At 60.4% G+C, this 17,573-nt stretch carries 16 protein-coding genes; 8 read left to right on the forward strand and 8 right to left on the reverse strand.

Annotated elements, in window-relative coordinates; translation table 11 throughout:
• Nucleotides 1-59: 59 nt before the first annotated feature.
• The 4 genes from P9250_RS07195 to P9250_RS07210 form a co-directional block, all read right to left on the reverse strand.
• On the reverse strand, nucleotides 60-1,301 hold the full coding sequence (locus P9250_RS07195; protein ID WP_310392024.1) for an acyl-CoA dehydrogenase family protein: 1,242 nt from the start codon (nucleotides 1,299-1,301) through the stop codon (nucleotides 60-62).
• A 96-nt stretch (nucleotides 1,302-1,397) separates the two neighbouring features.
• The gene (locus tag P9250_RS07200) at nucleotides 1,398-2,402 is read right to left on the reverse strand and encodes an NrtA/SsuA/CpmA family ABC transporter substrate-binding protein (RefSeq protein ID WP_250469423.1); all 1,005 of its coding nucleotides are present in this window, start codon (nucleotides 2,400-2,402) and stop codon (nucleotides 1,398-1,400) included.
• Between the two features lie 43 nt (nucleotides 2,403-2,445).
• Nucleotides 2,446-3,189: an ABC transporter ATP-binding protein gene (locus P9250_RS07205; protein ID WP_244830683.1), complete on the reverse strand. Its 744-nt coding sequence runs from the start codon at nucleotides 3,187-3,189 to the stop codon at nucleotides 2,446-2,448.
• Complete coding sequence (locus tag P9250_RS07210; RefSeq protein ID WP_250469424.1) at nucleotides 3,189-4,025, reverse strand: ABC transporter permease subunit; 837 nt, start codon at nucleotides 4,023-4,025, stop codon at nucleotides 3,189-3,191. The genes P9250_RS07205 and P9250_RS07210 overlap by 1 nt, the downstream gene beginning before the upstream one ends.
• Before the next feature lie 310 nt (nucleotides 4,026-4,335).
• Here P9250_RS07210 and P9250_RS07215 point away from each other — a divergent pair, with 310 nt between their 5' ends.
• Complete coding sequence (locus P9250_RS07215) at nucleotides 4,336-5,283, forward strand: dioxygenase (protein ID WP_310392026.1); 948 nt, start codon at nucleotides 4,336-4,338, stop codon at nucleotides 5,281-5,283.
• 9 nt (nucleotides 5,284-5,292) lie between these two features.
• Complete coding sequence (locus tag P9250_RS07220; protein WP_244830680.1) at nucleotides 5,293-5,511, forward strand: tautomerase family protein; 219 nt, start codon at nucleotides 5,293-5,295, stop codon at nucleotides 5,509-5,511.
• A gap of 283 nt (nucleotides 5,512-5,794) precedes the next feature.
• Here P9250_RS07220 and P9250_RS07225 read toward each other — a convergent pair whose 3' ends face one another.
• Both P9250_RS07225 and P9250_RS07230 read right to left on the reverse strand, forming a co-directional pair.
• Nucleotides 5,795-7,123, reverse strand: a complete 1,329-nt coding sequence (locus P9250_RS07225) for a hypothetical protein (protein WP_309846547.1) — start codon at nucleotides 7,121-7,123, stop codon at nucleotides 5,795-5,797.
• A gap of 559 nt (nucleotides 7,124-7,682) precedes the next feature.
• Nucleotides 7,683-9,254: a methyl-accepting chemotaxis protein gene (locus tag P9250_RS07230; protein ID WP_310392028.1), complete on the reverse strand. Its 1,572-nt coding sequence runs from the start codon at nucleotides 9,252-9,254 to the stop codon at nucleotides 7,683-7,685.
• 335 nt (nucleotides 9,255-9,589) lie between these two features.
• On the opposite strand from P9250_RS07230, the gene P9250_RS07235 reads away from it, so the two are divergent.
• The 6 genes from P9250_RS07235 (at nucleotide 9,590) to P9250_RS07260 (ending at nucleotide 15,633) form a co-directional block, all read left to right on the forward strand.
• Nucleotides 9,590-11,671 (forward strand): EAL domain-containing protein, encoded by a 2,082-nt coding sequence (locus tag P9250_RS07235; RefSeq protein ID WP_310392030.1) that lies wholly within the window; start codon nucleotides 9,590-9,592, stop codon nucleotides 11,669-11,671.
• A 163-nt stretch (nucleotides 11,672-11,834) separates the two neighbouring features.
• Nucleotides 11,835-12,800 carry a hypothetical protein gene (locus tag P9250_RS07240; protein WP_310392032.1) on the forward strand — a complete coding sequence of 322 codons (966 nt, stop codon included), beginning with the start codon at nucleotides 11,835-11,837 and terminating at the stop codon, nucleotides 12,798-12,800.
• Between the two features lie 155 nt (nucleotides 12,801-12,955).
• Complete coding sequence (locus P9250_RS07245) at nucleotides 12,956-13,624, forward strand: arylsulfatase (RefSeq protein WP_310392035.1); 669 nt, start codon at nucleotides 12,956-12,958, stop codon at nucleotides 13,622-13,624.
• Nucleotides 13,625-13,650: 26 nt separating this feature from the next.
• Entirely contained in the window at nucleotides 13,651-14,358 is a 708-nt protein-coding gene (locus P9250_RS07250) for a substrate-binding domain-containing protein (RefSeq protein ID WP_310392037.1), read from the forward strand.
• 13 nt (nucleotides 14,359-14,371) lie between these two features.
• A complete protein-coding gene (locus tag P9250_RS07255; RefSeq protein ID WP_310392039.1) occupies nucleotides 14,372-14,800 on the forward strand; it encodes a RidA family protein in 429 nt (142 codons plus the stop codon).
• Nucleotides 14,797-15,633, forward strand: a complete 837-nt coding sequence (locus P9250_RS07260) for a TIM barrel protein (protein WP_309958628.1) — start codon at nucleotides 14,797-14,799, stop codon at nucleotides 15,631-15,633. The genes P9250_RS07255 and P9250_RS07260 overlap by 4 nt, the downstream gene beginning before the upstream one ends.
• Here P9250_RS07260 and P9250_RS07265 read toward each other — a convergent pair.
• On the reverse strand, nucleotides 15,616-16,578 hold the full coding sequence (locus P9250_RS07265) for a LysR substrate-binding domain-containing protein (protein ID WP_309845644.1): 963 nt from the start codon (nucleotides 16,576-16,578) through the stop codon (nucleotides 15,616-15,618). The genes P9250_RS07260 and P9250_RS07265 overlap by 18 nt on opposite strands.
• A 74-nt stretch (nucleotides 16,579-16,652) precedes the next feature.
• Nucleotides 16,653-17,540, reverse strand: a complete 888-nt coding sequence (locus P9250_RS07270) for an alpha/beta hydrolase (protein ID WP_310392042.1) — start codon at nucleotides 17,538-17,540, stop codon at nucleotides 16,653-16,655.
• Between the last annotated feature and the right edge of the window lie 33 nt (nucleotides 17,541-17,573).

Here is a 17,573-nt window from a genome sequence, read left to right on the forward strand (position 1 = left end):
CGCCGCTGGGGCCGCGCAGCGCGCTCCCGCTTGGTGAGCGAGAACGCCGCAGCCCGAGATCAGAAAAACGCGCCCGTCGGCGGCAGTTGTCCGTTCAGCAAGTTCTGGCCAAGCAAGCGCTCCTTGTAGAGCCGCGGATTATGCGACGCGATCACCTTGATGTTGCGCCAGTGCCGGTCGAGAGCGCCCGTGCGCGAGACGACCGAGCCTGATCCCAGATCGATCAGCCACGACGCGATTTGCGGCGCGAGATCGTCGATGACGACCTTCGCTTCGGCCGCCGCGAACGTGGCTGCGAGCGTGGTGTCGTATTCATCGCGCGTGCCGTAGCTTTCCGATGCACGCTGCAGCGCCGCGACCGCGCGGTCCGCCGTCGCCTCGACACTCGCCGCATAAGCACGGATGCGCCCGAGCAGGGTCTGCAACACCGGTTCGTCTGCCGGATGCGCGGCCTCGCCATGATAGAAGTTGCGGCCGCGCGAACGAAGCACCTCGACGGCATCCAGCGCCACGCGCCGCACGATGCCCGCGATGCAGTTGGTCAGATAAACCTGATGGAAGGTGTATCCCCAAGGCGCGGCTTCATCCGACCTTGGCGGGTCAGTCGGATAGACATGCGCGGCCGGCACCATCACGGCGCGAAACCTGGCCGTGCCCGAACCTGTCAAGCGCTGGCCGAAGCCTTGCCAGTCGTCGGCGTCGTCCACGCCTTCGCCGCGATCGAGCACGTATTGCACGTTGCGGCCCGCGCGACTTTCCACGGCAAGGCCGATGAACGCATCGTTGTAGAGGTTGCCCGTGGCATAAACCTTGTCGCCGGAGCCGACGTAGACATCGCGGCTTGCGTCCCATTCCAAACGACTCAGGACCTGCGTCGGTCGCGCGCCAGCGGCAGTCACATCGGTCTGCGTGAAGCTCAATCCGACGGTCTTGTTTTGCCTGGCGAGGTCGAGAACGTGCGCATGAAACGGAAGGTCGCGCCGCCTGAGCGCTGCCTCGATTTGCCAGAGATGGTTACGAAACGCGTGCGCGATGTTCGAATCCGCCGCCGCGACATCACGCGCGACGACGAGCAGTTCGCTCAAGGACAAGCCGAGGCCACCCGCATCGACGGGCAGACGCGAGCGGCCGAAGCCCGCCGCCTTGAGCCTTGCGATCTCCTCGTGCGGCAGACGATGCGCAAGCTCGCGTGCAGCCGCAGTCGATGCAATGTCCGCGATGATCTCCGCGAAACCGAGCCTTGCCGACAGCGGCGAGACCAGTTTCGGCGCGGTAGGGTCGATGTTCTTCGTATCAGACATGGGATCGCTCTCGTGCGAAGTTGCGCGACCACGCGTTCGACAGATTGCGGCCGTGATCGCAGGCCAGTGTGTATCGCATGTTCATGGCTCGCCTCCTCAGACCTTGATGCTGTAGTCGGCCACCTTGATGCGCGAATTGATGATCTTGCGTTCCGCGAGCCAGTCGGCGGCGCGTTGAAGCTGCGCCATGAAGGCAGCGTCATCGGGTTCATGGAATTGATTCACGCGCTTGAGACTCGCCAGATAATCGCGCACCTGATCGGGATATTTCGCTTCACCCTGCACGAGTTTTTCGGATTCGTTGGAATGACTCGACTGCCATGCGCCTTCGACGTAATACGCGTCGATGACCGCGCGAATCAGCTCGGAGTTTTCCTCGGTGAACTTGCGGCGCGTCACGAGCGAGCTGTAGTCGATCAGAAAATCCAGATCGCGTCCTTCGTTGAAGATGTCCTTTGCGTCGTTGGCGTTGCGCGCAATGTCCACGGCGGGCGACCACATCGACCACGCATCGACCTTGCCTTGCGCGAAGGCGGGCGCTGCGTCGGGTGGATTCAGATAGACGAATTCAACCTTGCCGCGGTCGATGTGATTCTTTTCCAGCGCTGCAATCAACAGAAACTCGCCGAGCCCGGAACGGTTGACCGCGACCTTGCGCCCGGCCAGATCCGCCACCGAATGGATCCCGCTCGTCTTCTTGACGATGATCGCGGTCGAGCGCGGCGAATAGACATCGAACGCATTGAAGACGAGTGGCGAGCCTGCGAGCATCGACGCAAGCGCGGGCGTCGTCGAGCCCCAGAAGCCGAAGTCCGCGCTGCCGCCGACCACGGCCTGTAGCGAGGGCGCGTGATTCGGAAACGGACCGATCCATTCGACCTTGATGTTCTTGGCCGCGAGCGTCTTTTCGAACACGCCACGTTGCCGCGCGATATCGGGAAGACTGCCGTAACCCCAACCTATGCGCACCGTGTCCGTGTTGCGCGTCAGCTTGCGCGGTTCGGCGGCGCGCGTGGGAATCAGGCTGCTTGCGGCGACGCCGGCCACGAGGCCGCCTGCCGCACGCAACCACTGGCGGCGGTTCAGCGAGGAATCGATCATTCTTGTTGGTACCTTTCGAGTTTTGCAGGAAACGATTGGTGGATCAGTGAGACTGGACGCCCAGTTCATCGAGCAGAATCGGCCGCAATTGCAGCGGCGCGTGATCGCCGGGCCGAAACGATGCAGCGATGCGACCCGCGCGCATCACGAGGATTCGGTCGGCGAGCGTGAGCGCTTCATCGACGTCATGCGTCACGATCAGCACGCCCGGCAGATGACGCGCGACGAGTTCCTTGACGAGCCCGTGCATCTTGATGCGCGTGAGCGCGTCGAGCGCCGCGAATGGTTCATCGAGCAACAGGAGCGCGGGGTCGCGAACCAAAGCGCGCGCGAGCGCCACGCGTTGCGCCTGACCGCCGGAAAGATTGCGAGGCCAGTCATCTTCACGGCCCGAAAGTCCGACTTCGCCCAGCGCGCGCGCGGCGCCCGTGCGTCCTACCGTGCTTTCATGGCCGAGCGCGACGTTCTCCCACAACGTCGCCCAAGGCAGCAGCCGATGCTCCTGAAACACGACGGACGGCCGCTCGGGCGCGCGAATCTCGCCGGCATCCGGCCGGTCGAGCCCGGCGAGCGCGCGCAAGAGTGTCGTCTTTCCGCAGCCGCTTTCGCCTAACAACGCGACGAATTCGCCTTTGCGTATATCGAGGTCGAGTGCATCGATGACGACGCGCTTGCCATAGCGCCGCTGCAGACCTCTCACCGATACGGCAAGGGACGCGTGGCTCACGCGTTCGGCGGCGCGCGCGCGGATGTCGGAGTCGCGCGACAGGGCGATGCTCTCGGTCACTAGGTTGCTCCTTTGGCGTAGTTCGCGTGCCACGATAAGAAATGCGCTTCGAGCAGACGCACCAACGCGTCCGCCACCACGCCGATGACCGCGTAGATGACGATGGTCAGCACGATGACATTGGTTTGCAGGAATTCGCGGGCGTCCATGGCGAGGAAGCCGATTCCCTTGGTCGTCGCGAGCGTCTCGGCAATGACGAGCGCGAGCCACGCGTGAGCGAGCGCATAGCGCACGCCCGTGAGGATCGACGGCATGGCGCCGGGAAGAATGATCCGTCGCACGATCGCGGTCCAGTCGAGGCCGATCACCTTGGCGAGTTCCATCAGCTTGGGATCGATCTGACGGATGCCGAGCATGGTGTTGATATAGATGGGAAACAGCACGGCGAGCGCGACCAGAAAGATCTTCGCGACTTCGCCGACACCGAACCACACGATCACGAGCGGCAGCATGGCGAGGAAGGGAATGGCGCGCACCATCTGAATGGAGCGATCGAGAAGCGCTTGCGCGAGCGGCGAAAACCCGACTGCGATTCCGAGCACGAGACCAACCGTCCCGCCGATAACGAAGCCCGTGACGGCGCGCAAAAGCGACACACCGAGGTGAACGAAGAGATCGCCAGAGCGCATCAGACCGAGCGCGGTTTCAAGAACGCTGCTGGGCGCCGGAAGCACTTGCGGCGTGATGAGTCCTGCGCGTGCTGCCGCTTCCCAGATCACCACGACACATGCGGGGACCAGCCACGAAAGCAGCTTGTAGAACGTGCCTTTCGACACGCCGAAGCGTTGCCGTTTCGATGCGACATAGCTGTTGCGAGTGGATGTCAGGTCCGCCATGTCGGTTCCATGAAATGCCGTGAAAGAGGTGCTTGAGCGGTGACGCACTTGGCGCCAAGCGAGCCTGTTATTAAAAGCCGCGCGGCATTGCAATGACAAACGGTTTTTTCTGCTTTGCTTTTCAGGGTCTGGGTGGGGATGTTGTGAGGTCGTGTTCGTCGATGACTGGAATGCAGTTGCCCCGTTGTAGCGAACGATGCATTCCCGCCGTCCGCGATACCATTGCGAGGCAGACGATGGAACTCGGGCAGATGCGTTACTACCGCCGCACCGGCTTGCTAATGAAGCATGAGCCGCCATGGAGACAGCAATGATAGTCAGCAATCAGCAGGAAGTGACCGAAGCCGTGCTTGCCGAACTGAGCCGCGCGCCGGATGCGCGCTTTCGCGAGATCATGTCGGCGGCGGTGCGTCATCTGCATGGCTTCGCGCGCGAGGCGCGGCTGTCCGAGCCGGAGTTTCATCAGGCATGCGCGGTCATCGCGAAGCTCGGGCAGTTGACCACCGAATCGCATAACGAAGTCGTGTTGATCGCCGGATCGCTTGGGCTGTCCGCGCTCGTGTGCCTGCTCAACAACGGCGATCGCGGTCAGACCGATACGACCGCGAACCTCATGGGCCCGTTCTGGCGCATGGACTCGCCGCGCACTGAAAGCGGCGGCAGCATCGTGCGCTCGCCGACGCCGGGCGCGCCTATCTTTGTCAACGCTTGGGTGCGCGATTCGAGCGGGCGTGCGGTGGAAGGCGCCGAGGTGGACGTGTGGCATACATCGGCGGATGGTTACTACGAGAATCAGGATCCCGCGCAGGCGGATATGAATCTACGCGGCAAGTTCACTACCGATGCCAACGGCCACATCGCGTTTCGCAGCGTGAAGCCGGCGGGCTATCCCATTCCGCTGTCGGGCCCGGTCGGCGCGCTGCTACGCGCGCAAGGCCGGCACAACATGCGGCCTGCGCATATCCATTTCATGATCTACAAGCCGGGCTTCAAGACACAGTTTTCGCAGGTCTATTCGAGCGATGATCCCAATCTCGAGACCGATGTGCAGTTCGGCGTGACGCGCGCGCTCGTCGGGCAATATGTGCTGCATGACGGCGAGACCGCACCCGGCGCGGACGTTCAAGGGCCGTGGTATTCGCTCGATCATCACTTCGTTATCGAACCCGGCGAAGCCAGGTTACCGAAGCCGCCTATCGCTGGCAAGACAACCGGTCCGCGACCCGAGCAAGCCGTGCTCGAACGCACCGGACATTGAGGAACCGACATGCCTATCGTACATATTTCCCTCGTCGAAGGACGCGATGAAGCCGCCGTCAAGGCCTGCGTGAAGGCGGTCGCGCGCACGGTCCATGAAACGCTGGGCGCACCGCTCGACACCATCCGCGTGTATGCCACCGCGGTGCCCGCCGCGCATTGGGCCGTCGGCGAACGCACGAAGGACGAGATGCCCGCAAGCCCGAACAAGGCAGAGGAGTCAAGATGACGCCGCGACTGTTCATAGGAAGATGGATGACGCCATGTCGGGGCGACTGAGATCGCCGGCACCACATCGAACGAGACCGCGTGATGCGCATCGACGATAACGGGACCTTCTGGGGGCTTGGCTATGAAGGCCCGCTCAGTGGCGGTCGTGGCCTCGATGGCAAGCCTGTCGACGACATGCGCTAGCGCGCGCGTTCATGCGGCACGCGTGAAAGATGAACTGAAACAATAAGGCCCACGGCTTTGCGCGATGCGGCAAACCGTGGGCTTTTGTTCAGAGACGCTCAGACATCGGCATGTGTGCTCGTGAAGTTCACATAGCTGTTGTACGTCGGCGTGATCGGCGCACCGTTGATCATGATGCCAAATGTGTGATTGCCGCTGTCGAGCACGTAGTACATGGCCGAGTGAATGTTGTGCGTCTTGCGTGCGTCGTAGAACGATTGCAGGCGAGACTGCACGAAGGTTGCGCGATAAGCATCCGTCTGCTCGGGGTTCGCGTTCCACTCGGTGATCATGAAAGGTACGCCGTAGCGCGCCTTGCAGTACTGCGGCAGATCGAAATGCGGGCCCGCGCCGTCAGAGCCGATGTCGAACAGGTCACCATACACTTCGTAGTTGTGCCACGTCGTGATGTCCCAGCGGACCTTCGGATAGCCACTCGTGCCATCCGGCTGGAAGCCGTCCCACAATGCATCCGATGCGCCGATGTCCGCCACGCAAAAGTTGATGCCGCACTTCGCGTCCGGCTGCACTGCTTTCACGCCGGCGATGAGACCGCGCATGACGCCGCGCATGACGGGCCAGTTTGCGTTGTTGAAGTCGGCTACGTCCGTTCCCGCGCGGTTCGAATACAGCACGGTTTGCGAGCGGCGCGTCAACTCATTGCCGCATTCGTACATGGTCACGCCATAAGGCTTGAGCGCGCTGGCAACCGTCAGGCCGGTGTTGTAGGCGTCGGCGTAAGCGGCGGCTTCGCTGCCATACAGCGCGCCTGAAGCATCGGTCAAACCTTGCTGAATCAGGCAAAGCATGCTGATACCCGTTCCGTTGAAGGCCGATGCCAGCTTGGCGACGGCGCTGATCTGCTTCGACGTCGAATTGCAGCCCACCCGATACATGTTGCAGCCCATGCCCTTCAGGATCGCGATGAGTTGCGGAGGGGTGTAGGTGTAGTCGTAATGGCCGTTCATCCCGAAGAACATGCCCGGCGTCGCTGCCATCGCAATGCGCGGGTCACGGCAGATGAGCCATTTGTTCGACCACACGTAGAACTGGCCGCTCGTGTTCTTCTGGTAAATCTTGCCGCCCGACCAGAGGAGCATCGAGACATTGGCGATTGAAACAGCCGTCTTGTTCTTGTACACGATGGCGCCGGTCACCGTCCAAACCGCACCCGTCTTGTCCACGATCGACGTACCGCTCGGGATGGTCGTGCCATCGGCGGAAGGCGTGACTACCGCGGCCTTTGCGGTGGAATCCAGTTGCGTGGAATCGTCGGAAGCCTTGGTTGCCGCTTGCGGTAGATCGCTACCGCCGCCGCCACATGCGGAAAGCATATAGGTCCCGGACAACGCGCTCATGCTAGCCAGAAATTTACGTCGATTAATCATCATTTCGCAGTTCCGCTGGTCTGGCGGAACACTCCTTAAGGTCAGAGATCGATATCAATGTCCTATTAAGTAAGGACGACTAACGAATGAGCCAAGGATGCAGCAGTGTTTGCCTTGCCTACCTGGGATGCTTCAAAGTTGGCCGTTGTAGCAGGGAAAGAGCGAACTTCGTGCAGTAACCACCGGCCTGCCGTGTTGCCCTAACTTCGTTCGACACGCGATGCAAAGCCGCCGCGTCTGTGTCTCACAACCACCTTCTTTAAAGTTCATACGATAGGTTGGATTTTACGCAATGTTACAAAAAGCGTGTGAGAATTCGAACGTTTTCGGGCAAAAAGTAACGAACGCATGGCGTTGCCATATGGAAGAGGAAAATAGTGCGACTCTGCTGCAGTGCTTTATAGGAGTATTTGCCCATTTTTCGTTGTTTTGCGCGAGAGTGAACAAATTACCTCTACACATGTATGAACGTACTGTTCCCAATTTTTGCGTTAAACCAGCGTATTTTTGGTGAGCGCAGCGCGACGAGAAAACTCTCCGACGCGCCGCGCCCCGACCATCATCCTGCGACCTGGAAGAACGACACCGCATCCACGAGCTTGCGCCCCTGCTGATCGAGCGATTGCGAAGCCGCCGCCGATTCTTCCACGAGCGCCGCGTTCTGTTGCGTCACCTGGTCCATTTGCGCAATCGCCTGGCTCAATTGTTCGATGCCCCGGCTTTGTTCGCTCGATGCCGCCGCGATCTCGCCCATGATGCTGCTCACGCGCGAGACGGCCTGCAGCACTTCGGCCATCGTCGTCCCGGCTTCGCCCGCGAGCGAAGAACCCTCCGCGATACGCACGCCCGACGCGCCAATCAACTCCTTGATCTCCTTCGCGGCGGACGACGAACGTTGCGCCAGGTTGCGCACTTCCGAAGCGACCACGGCAAAGCCGCGTCCTTCCTCGCCCGCGCGCGCCGCTTCAACCGCCGCATTCAACGCGAGGATGTTGGTCTGAAACGCGATGCCTTCGATGATCCCGGTGATATCCGCAATCTTCTCCGAGCGCGTGCTGATCTCCGTCATGGTCGCGACCATGCGCCCCACGGCGGCATTGCCCTGCTGCGCCACCGCCGATGCATCCGCCGACAACGCATTCGCCTGTTGCGCGTGCTCGGCGTTCTGCCGCACGGTCGAGGTCAACTCTTCGACGCTCGCCGCCGTCTCTTCCAGCGATGCCGCTTGTTGTTCGGTACGCGTCGACAGATCGACGTTGCCCGTGGCGATCTGACTCGATCCCGTAGCGATGCCATCGGCGCAAGAGCGGACATTGCCGATCAGACTGACGAGATTGCCTTGCATCGTGCGCATGGAGGCGAGCACGCTGTGTTGCGGGGCGTTATCCGCGTGCGCGACCGGGCTCAGATCGCCGGAAGCGACGCGCTGCGCGACTTGGCTCAGTGCATCGGGTTCCGCGCCCAACGCTCGCAAGATGCTGCGCTTGATGATGAATCCCGCGCCCACGGCCAACGAAGCCGCCGCGATGCACGCGGCGATCAGCAGCATGCGCGAGAACGCGTAATCCTCCGCCGACTCTTGCACGAGCTTCGCTTCGCGCTGGCTCGTCAGGTCCAGGTAATCTTGCGTGGCCTTGATGAGCGCGGCGAGCAGCGGACGGCACTCGTCGTTCATCTTCGTAATCGCTTCCTGATGCTGGCCCTTCAGCGCCAGATCGACGATGGCGAGCGCCACCGGTCCGTAAAGCGATTCGACGCGGTCGATCTCCGCAACGCGCGTCTTTACTTCGGCTGAGACATCCGGCGCGCTCGCGACCATTTCCTTGAAGCGGCGCAAATCGCGCTGCACGTCTTCATGCGCCTGAATGACGGCTGCTTTCTCGAGTTCGAGATCGGCGGGCTTCGTCACGAGCACGAGATTGCGTGCGGCGATCGCGCGCCGGTCCACTGCGGTGCGAATGCTTTCGGCCAGATGCGCGCGCGCGTTGATGCCGTTGACAAAGGACGTAAAGCGCTGGTTCGCTTCGCCGAGCGTCTCGATTGAGAGCGCGGCGACGATCAGCACTGCCGCCGTGAGCAGGCCGAAGCCAATGGAAAGCTTCGTTTTCATGCGCATGGGTTGCAGGTTCATCTCGTTCTTTTCCTTTTTGATGGCAGTGCTGTCGTTGACGCTCGCCGTCCTTTACGCGGCGAGCGCGGGTTCTTTCTTGCATCGCTTACGGCAGCGTCGGGAAAATATGAAGATGAACGAAAGTATGACGATGTTAGCAAACGTTTTACATCGCCCTGTCCAGGATATGTCGCAGGGTGGGTAAGGCTTTCTTCGACGAATGGGATGAATAGAGCCCGGATTTGTCCATGCCTTGGTTAAGATATGGGCTCCTGTCGATGACAGGTCTCCATTCGTCACCGCGATGCTGTTCTCTACCCGGGAGCGACAACGAAAGCCTGCGAAAATAGCGCTCAATGCTCGCTTACTCATATAACCCTTTGCTTGTCGTCTGCTCGCTTCTCGTGGCAATCCTGGCCGCGTACACGGCTTTCGACATGGCAGGGCGTATCGCGCAAGCCAGGGGGCCCGCGGCGCGCTGGTGGCTCATCGGCGGTTCCTGTGCAATGGGACTCGGAATCTGGGCAATGCACTTCGTCGGCATGCTGGCGTTCAGCTTGCCCATCAAACTGGGCTACGACCCGCTGATTACATTTGCATCGCTTCTGATTGCCGTCGCGGCATCGATGTTCGCGCTCTGGCTCGTCTGTCAGAAGACGCTGCCCGCGTTCAGGATCGTGATCGGGGCGCTATTGATGGGACCGGCTATCGCCGGCATGCACTACACGGGCATGGCCGCCATGCGCATGCGGCCGCCGATCGAATACGACCCATGGCTCACCATTGTGTCGGTGGCCATTGCCATCGTCGCCTCGGGCGCTGCGCTCTGGATTGCCTTTCGCTTACGTCAGCAGGCGTCGCGGCTCTTGTTTTTTCGCGGCAGCGCGTCGCTCCTGATGGGCTTTGCCATCGTCGGCATGCACTACACCGGAATGGCGGCCGCGCGCTTTCCCACGGGCGCGATATGCGGTGCCGCTAAAGAAGGCGCGGATACCGGATGGCTGGCGGTCGTGGTGATCGTCGTGACACTCTCGGTGCTGGCCATCGCGCTGATCATCTCCGTTCTGGACTTGCGGCTCGAATCGCGCACCGCCGTGCTCGCGGCGTCGCTCGCGGAGGCGAACAAGGAACTCGCTTATCTGGCGCTTCACGACAGCCTTACCGAGTTGCCGAACCGCGTCTTGCTCGAAGACAGACTCGAACAATTGGTGCATGGCGCGCGCGATGCAAGGCGTCGCTTCACGTTGATGTTCATGGACCTCGATGGCTTCAAGGCGGTCAACGACGCGTTCGGACATCATGTCGGCGACCTGTTGCTGATCGAAGTGTCGAAGCGCATCCGCGCCAACGTCAGGTCACACGACACCATTGCGCGGGTCGGCGGCGACGAGTTCGTGCTGCTCTCGAATGTCGACGACGCAACCGTGGCCGCACAAATCGCCGCGAGCTTGACCGAGACCATTGAGAAGCCGTTTCGCATGGAAGGCGAGGAAGTGCAGATTTCCGTGAGCGTGGGCATTGCGATCTTTCCCGACGACGGTGCGACTCAAGAAGAGCTTCTGAGCAATGCCGATACCGCCATGTATCACGCGAAAGCCCTTGGCCGCAGCGGTTTTTGTTTCTTCGAACCGTCGATGCATGCGGACTCTTACGAGCAGATGCAACTTGCGCACGAGCTTCGCGTGGCGTTGACGCGCGGTGAGCTCGCCTTGCACTATCAACCCAAATTCAAGGCGCCAAATGGTCCGGCGGTGGGCGCGGAAGCGCTATTGCGCTGGAACCATCCCGTGCACGGACTGATGGCGCCCAACCGCTTCATTCCGATGGCGGAGAAGACAGGGTTGATCGTGCCTATCGGCGAATGGGTGCTGAGCGAAGGATGCCGGCAATTGAAGGCGTGGCACGATCGCGGTCACACAGAGTGGACCATCGCGATCAATCTTTCGCCATTGCAGTTCGTTCACTCGGGTCTCGTACGAGCGGTTCGCGGCGCGCTGCGGCGCAATGGCCTGCCAGCGGAATCGCTGATTCTGGAGATCACTGAATCGACGGCCATGCGCGATGTCGAAGTGAGCCTCAAGGTATTGCAACGACTGCGGGAAGAAGGCGTGCAGATCTCTATCGACGATTTCGGCACCGGCTACTCCAGCCTGCTTTATCTCAAGCGCTTGCCCGCCAACGAACTCAAGATCGATCGCGGCTTCGTGCGTGAACTAGCTCACGGTACGGAAGACGCGGCCATTGTTTCGGCCATCGTGGCGCTCGGACAAACGCTCAATCTCAGGATCGTGGCGGAAGGCGTCGAAACTACTGCACAGCAGGCGTTTCTCACGCAACTGGGATGCGACATTCTCCAAGGGTTTTTGCTCGGCAAGCCAATGACGGCCAATGCGTTTATCGCTTCCGTCGCCGATGTCGCATCGACAGGACGCCGTTGAAACTTCGCCAGTAACTTTTTCCGCCCATCACGTTAGCTAGCCAACAGAACGCCGACGAGGGTCGATCCGTTACACGTTGCACGGTGCTACCCTCCCGTCATAGTTACCGTAGCGCTGGACCATACGGTCATTCCAAAAGACAAATCCGAGTCGGGGACCGCACATGTTGCGAACGGTGGTCGATCGTGTCAGGCGCTTTCGGCGCAGTGAAGGCTTCAAGCATTCTCTCGCCGCTCCAGTGCGTTTCTCGCTGCATGCGCGACAGCGGCTGAATCGCAATGTGTTCGCTATTGAGATCAGGGAAAACTCCGGCTTTTTCTCCGTGATGCAGATGGTGCTCTTCATCCTCAAGCATTGCGAAGAGAAACGGCTGACACCGCAAATCTCGGCACGCGGCGGTCTCTATGGCGACCCGGAAGGCAAGATAGACTGGTTCTCGGCGCTCTTTGAAAGCGTGCGGGCATCCGGCGATGTGAAGTTGCCGCGCAGAGTGCGAACCTCTACCGTGCGCGATCTCGTGCAACTCGGCTTGCGGCAACGTCATGAAGCGGGTCTGCGGTTGCAAAGTTCGAGCGACTTGTTTCGCTCGCATTACCGGCCGGTTGCAGCCATTCGCGATGAAGTCGATGCAACCTGCGCCAAACTCGATATCGGCCAATCGACACTCGGTGTTCACTACCGAGGCACGGATAAGAAGTTCGAAGCGATGACCTTGCCCTGGGCCGACTTCTGCCGGCTGGTCGAGCAGACCCTCGCGCTCAATCCGCTTCTGACCAACATCTTCGTTTCGAGCGATGAGCAGGCGTTCATCGACTTCTTCCGCGCGTGGCCGTTCAATCGGCCGGTCAGTGTCGCACCGGCCAAGCTGCTGTCCACAGGCGACATGCCGGTGCACTTCAGCGGTTATCCTGGTTTGGAGATCGGGCGCGAAGCGTTGGTATCGAGCCTGCTGCTTTCGAAGTGCGGATACCTCGTAAAGATGCCTTCTTACTTGTCGGCATGGTCGAAGATATTCAATCCCGATTTGCCGACTACCTTGGCCGTACCGCCAAAGCCTGACGCGTTCTGGTTTCCCGACAGTCAGATCTGGATCGAACAGGAACAGGTGATGGGCGGCAAGGCGGCGTGAGTCGCGCGCTTGTATTAACGCATGAAGCCTGCTGTCGTGACTCTGACTCAACGGGTGTTGATTTCTTTGCGTTGGAATGCCAACGCGTCATTCGCTACGCTTGAATCGATGCCGGGCGCATGACCCGGCAGCCGACCAGCGGCGAATCGACATCCATGAGACATGACCTTTCCATCGTGCTGTTGCACGCCACGCCCGTTGCCATCGCGCCGATATACGACGCATTCCTGCGCGACTGGCCAGAAGCCAGGCTCACCAATCTTCTCGACGACGGTCTGACCTCGGCCAGAGGCGACAGCAAAGAGCTGCCCGACTCATTGCAGACACGCTTCGTGAATCTTGCGCGACACGGGTACGAAAGCGGCGCGGATGCGGTCCTCGCCACGTGTTCGGCCTTCGGTCCCGCCATCGATGCCGCGGACGCGGCGCTTCCCATACCTGTCTGCAAGCCCAACACCGCCATGTTCGCCGATGCGCTTGCAGAAGGCAGAAACATCGCGATGATCGCAACGTTCGCGCCGGCCCTGCCGACCATGGTGGCGGAGTTCTTCGAGGAAGCATCGAACATGAACCCGCACGCTACGCTGGCCACCTTCGTGGTCGACGATGCAATCGACAAGCTGCGTGCGGGCGACCGCGACACACACAACCGTCTCGTCGCAGAAAAGGCCGCGAGCCTGCATGGCTACGACGCGATCATGCTGGCCCATTTCTCAACCGCTCAAGCACTCGATGCCGTGACTTCAGTCGCGAGTTGTCCGGTATTTTCCGCACCGCGCAGCGCGGTTGCCGATCTCAAGAAGCGCCTGCATTTGTCGCGCTGAAGTCTTTTACCGTCATGGATTCAACGATGCCAACTCCATCGCTCGCGCCAGCCGTTTCGATGATGAGCACGCTCGCGGTCAAGAGCGCGCTCGTCGATGTCGTCATTCCAGCGTTCGAACGAAGTAGCGGCATCCGCGTGCAAGCTATGTTCGATCCAACCAACGTGCTGCAGGAGCGCGTGTCTGCCGGTGAAAGAGCGGACGTGCTGATTGCGACTCGCGCCTATGTGAAGCGTCTCGCCGATGAAAACGTACTGGATGTACCGACGATGCGCGGGTTGGTCAGAACCGGCGTGGGTGTAGCGGCATCTATGCGGGACGTGCCTCGGTCGATAAGAAGCGTTGAAGACTTGCGCGAGGTTCTGTTGAACGCGCGATCGGTGGCATATTCGAAGACCGGCGCAAGCGGCGTTTATTTCGCCACCTTGATCGAAGAGATGGGCATCGCGGAGCAGGTCAATCAGCGCGCGACCATCATCGAGAAGGGCTTTACGGGCGAATGCATCGTGCGTGGCGAGGCGGACGTCGCCATTCAACAGATGAGCGAACTGGCCATGGTGGCGGGCATCGAGATCATCGGCCCGCTTCCGGAAGAGATTCAGTTCCATACCGACTTTTATGTCGGGATGTTTTCTGGTCGCGCACAATCGGAAGGTGCATGTGCCTTGCTGCAATCCCTTTTCTCCGATACAGAGCGCCACGCGTATGAGCGGCTTGGCCTAACGATTCTTTGAGGAGACGATATTCATGCAGCGCGCAGACGACAAGCAAACGCCCAGTCAACTCATCACGCCCGTTACGGTGTTCGGCAATCTCGCATTCGTGAGCGGCCAGCTTCCGCGCGAACACGGAGCGATCAAATACAGCGGCAAGGTCGGCGCGGACTTATCGGCTGAAGACGCACGAGAAGCGGCAGCGTTATGTGCAAAAGCATGCCTCGATGCACTCGCGCACGCGCTCTGCGGACATGAGCGCATTGCGCAGATCGTGAAGATCACGGGATTCGTCGCATCGGCGGTGGATTTCACCGGACAGGGCGCGGTGATCGATGGCGCGTCCCGCCTATTGATCGAAACGCTCGGAGAACGCGGCAAGCATGCACGAAGCGCGATCGGCGTGCAGCAGCTTCCGCATGGCGCGGCAGTGGAAGTCGAAATGATCGTGGGGTTGAAATGACTGCACGGTCTTCGCGCGTACGCTTCGCGGCTAATCTCAAATGGCTCTTTACCGAGTTGCCATTTCTTGAGCGATTCGAAGCCGCTGCGTTGCATGGCTTCGCGGCAGTCGAATACGCATCGCCATATGGCTACGATGCCACCGAGCTTCGCAACGTGTTGAGCCAGTGGAACTTGAAACAAGTGTTGATCAACACGCCGGCGGGCGAAAGAGGGGCCGTAGGCTCCAACGGCTTTGGCTGTATTCCAGGCTATGTCGATGTTTTTCGCGAAGGTGTCGATCTCGCGTTGAACTACGCTAACGCGCTGGAGTGCAGCCTGATTCACTTGATGGCGGGCCGAGTGCCAGACGGCTGCTCGCCAGCCGAGGCCGAAGCCGTCTTTCGTTCGAATCTCGCGTGGGCCGCAAAGCGCGCGGAAGGGCAGAACGTAACCTTTGTGCTCGAATGTCTGAACCAGCAAGACGTGCCGGGTTACTTCCTCAAGAGTCTCGCTCAGGCGAGCGCCTACGTCCGCGACATCCCGCAAGGCAACGTCAAACTCCTCTTCGATTTTTATCACGCGGCAATGAGCGGCATGGACGTACTGGATGCGTTCGCCATGCATCGTCGTGACGTGGCGCACATTCAGGTCGCCGACGTACCAGGACGAAACGAACCGGGCACGGGCGACATGTCATGGCCCGCGATTGCACGAGCGATAGCCGATAGCGGCTATTCAGGCTGGATAGGATGCGAGTACCGTCCGCGTGGAACGACTGCCGCCGGACTCGATTGGCGTCAAGCCCTTACGCAAGCCGCAGGCTTGAGCAAGCACTCAGAACATCGTTCTTAGATTGGCCAACTCGAATTCAGCTCGAAGCCATTTTTCAAACACGGCCGCTTCGGCCGAATTGCGCAGACTCGACGAGCGCAGCAGATAGTAAGAGATATTTTCGACGTGGAACTTCGGGTCGGAGAATGGCTCGATCAACCGGCCATCGCGTAACTCTTCTTCCGCGAGGATCTCGCTTTCCAGCACCACGCCCAAGCCCTTTACCGCAGCTTCGATTGCCATGGCGGAGCGGTCGAGCCACAAGTCGTGCGCGGGCTTGACGACGAGGTTGCCTATGCGCCGAAAATAATCGACCCAGTTCAGCGGATTATTGGAGTGGATGAGCGTGGCCTTAGCTAGATCCTTCGGGCTTTTCAGGCCGAGTTCCTCCGCCAGTTGCGGACTGCAAAGCGGCCTGAGCCGTTCGATGAGCAGCGGTTCGGCAAGCTTCAATCCCGGCGTTTGAGGCCCATGCGCAATTGCTATGTCGTAGCGGTTGGCATCGAGTTCATGTGTGTGAAGCGTCGCCAGTCGAACGCGAAACAGCGGGTTCGCTTTCAGGAAGTTCTGCAAACGCGGTTGCAGCCACTTCACCGAGAAGCTATTGGGCACGGCAATCGACAGATGACCGCCCCACGATTGCGGCGCGATAAGACTCGTCGCAGTGGCGATCATGCCGAATGCTTTTTCCAGTTCGCGCGCATAGGTTCGGCCCGCGACGGTCAGCACCGCGCGCCCGGCATGTCGCTGAAAGAGCGGAACGCCGAGAAAGTCTTCGAGTTGCTGAATGTGATGACTCACCGCCGACGTGGTAATGCCGATCTCTTCCGCGCCTTGCGTGAAGCTGCCGTGCCGAGCGGCCGCTTCGAACGCGATCAGCGACTTGAGCGGCGGAAAGCGCACACGGCGCGTGTCCGGAACGGCTTCGGCTTCATCGCTTTCCTTCTTTCTCGAACCGGCCGTCATCTATGCCCCCGTGCCCCGATGACGGCAAGGATAATGCATTGCAGAGCGAAAGACATTCGCAGCATCGACATCGATCAACCGAGACATGTCTCGAAGAAGCGTTTGAGTTCCGCTGCCAGCGCTTCCGGCTGCTCTTCGGGAATGTAATGCCCGCAGTCTTGGATCACACCGCCGCTCAGGTCTTCGCAGAGCGGCTTCATCAGTTCATGGATGGTGGGCGCGCTGCCCACATCGCCTCCAAGCGCGAGCACGGGCTTTTTGATCTTGCTGGCAAAGAGCTTCTGGTTCTGCTTCATGTCCTCTTCGACGGCCCGATAATAGCCGAGCATGCCGCGCAGGCCGCCGAGCGACGCATACGCCTTGACGTATTCGTCGATGTCGGCAGGCTCGAACGTGGCCATTGCGTTGGCGGTCTTCTTGTTGAAGAACCATTCGATCAGCACGCGCTCCTTGCCTGCAATGAGCGCTTCAGGCAAGTCGTCCACCGCGTTGAACAGGAAGTGCCAGCTCTTCCAGTTCGAAGGCGCGGTGACCGATACTTCGGGCTTGAGCGTGATGCCGGGGATGTTGCCATCGATGAACACGATGCCGTCGAGCTCGGCCTCATAGCGATGCGCGTACGGATAAGCAATCCACGATCCGATGTCATGGCCCACGTAGAAGTGACGCTCGACATCCAGCGACCGCAAGAGACCATTGATGCGCGCGGCGGCGGTATCGGTGTCGTAGCCGGTGGTGGGCTTGTCCGAGTAACCTTGGCCGGGCAAATCGATGGCGATGGTACGGTAGGAATCGGCCAGAAGCGGTTGCACGCGACGCCACGCATAAGCGGTCTGCGGGAAGCCCGCCACGAGCACGACCGTCGGGCCGACGCCACCATCCACCATATGAAAGCGGATGTCTCCGCTTCGCACGAAGCGCCTGGTGAAGGACTTGCCGCCAAGGTCTATCACGCCTGACATGTCGGTTCTCTTTCTGAGTGAAGGTGCGTGTTG

This window comes from Caballeronia sp. LP006 (assembly GCF_031450995.1).
Taxonomy (GTDB): Bacteria; Pseudomonadota; Gammaproteobacteria; order Burkholderiales; family Burkholderiaceae; genus Caballeronia.

Coding starts and splice junctions, on each gene's coding strand:
- P9250_RS07195 (WP_310392024.1), bottom strand. CDS start 1,301: ATGTCTGATACGAAGAACATCGACCCTACCGCGCCGAAACTGGTCTCG.
- P9250_RS07200 (WP_250469423.1), bottom strand. CDS start 2,402: ATGATCGATTCCTCGCTGAACCGCCGCCAGTGGTTGCGTGCGGCAGGC.
- P9250_RS07210 (WP_250469424.1), bottom strand. CDS start 4,025: ATGGCGGACCTGACATCCACTCGCAACAGCTATGTCGCATCGAAACGG.
- P9250_RS07215 (WP_310392026.1), top strand. CDS start 4,336: ATGATAGTCAGCAATCAGCAGGAAGTGACCGAAGCCGTGCTTGCCGAA.
- P9250_RS07220 (WP_244830680.1), top strand. CDS start 5,293: ATGCCTATCGTACATATTTCCCTCGTCGAAGGACGCGATGAAGCCGCC.
- P9250_RS07225 (WP_309846547.1), bottom strand. CDS start 7,123: ATGATTAATCGACGTAAATTTCTGGCTAGCATGAGCGCGTTGTCCGGG.
- P9250_RS07230 (WP_310392028.1), bottom strand. CDS start 9,254: ATGAACCTGCAACCCATGCGCATGAAAACGAAGCTTTCCATTGGCTTC.
- P9250_RS07235 (WP_310392030.1), top strand. CDS start 9,590: ATGCTCGCTTACTCATATAACCCTTTGCTTGTCGTCTGCTCGCTTCTC.
- P9250_RS07240 (WP_310392032.1), top strand. CDS start 11,835: ATGTTGCGAACGGTGGTCGATCGTGTCAGGCGCTTTCGGCGCAGTGAA.
- P9250_RS07245 (WP_310392035.1), top strand. CDS start 12,956: ATGAGACATGACCTTTCCATCGTGCTGTTGCACGCCACGCCCGTTGCC.
- P9250_RS07250 (WP_310392037.1), top strand. CDS start 13,651: ATGCCAACTCCATCGCTCGCGCCAGCCGTTTCGATGATGAGCACGCTC.
- P9250_RS07255 (WP_310392039.1), top strand. CDS start 14,372: ATGCAGCGCGCAGACGACAAGCAAACGCCCAGTCAACTCATCACGCCC.
- P9250_RS07260 (WP_309958628.1), top strand. CDS start 14,797: ATGACTGCACGGTCTTCGCGCGTACGCTTCGCGGCTAATCTCAAATGG.
- P9250_RS07265 (WP_309845644.1), bottom strand. CDS start 16,578: ATGACGGCCGGTTCGAGAAAGAAGGAAAGCGATGAAGCCGAAGCCGTT.
- P9250_RS07270 (WP_310392042.1), bottom strand. CDS start 17,540: ATGTCAGGCGTGATAGACCTTGGCGGCAAGTCCTTCACCAGGCGCTTC.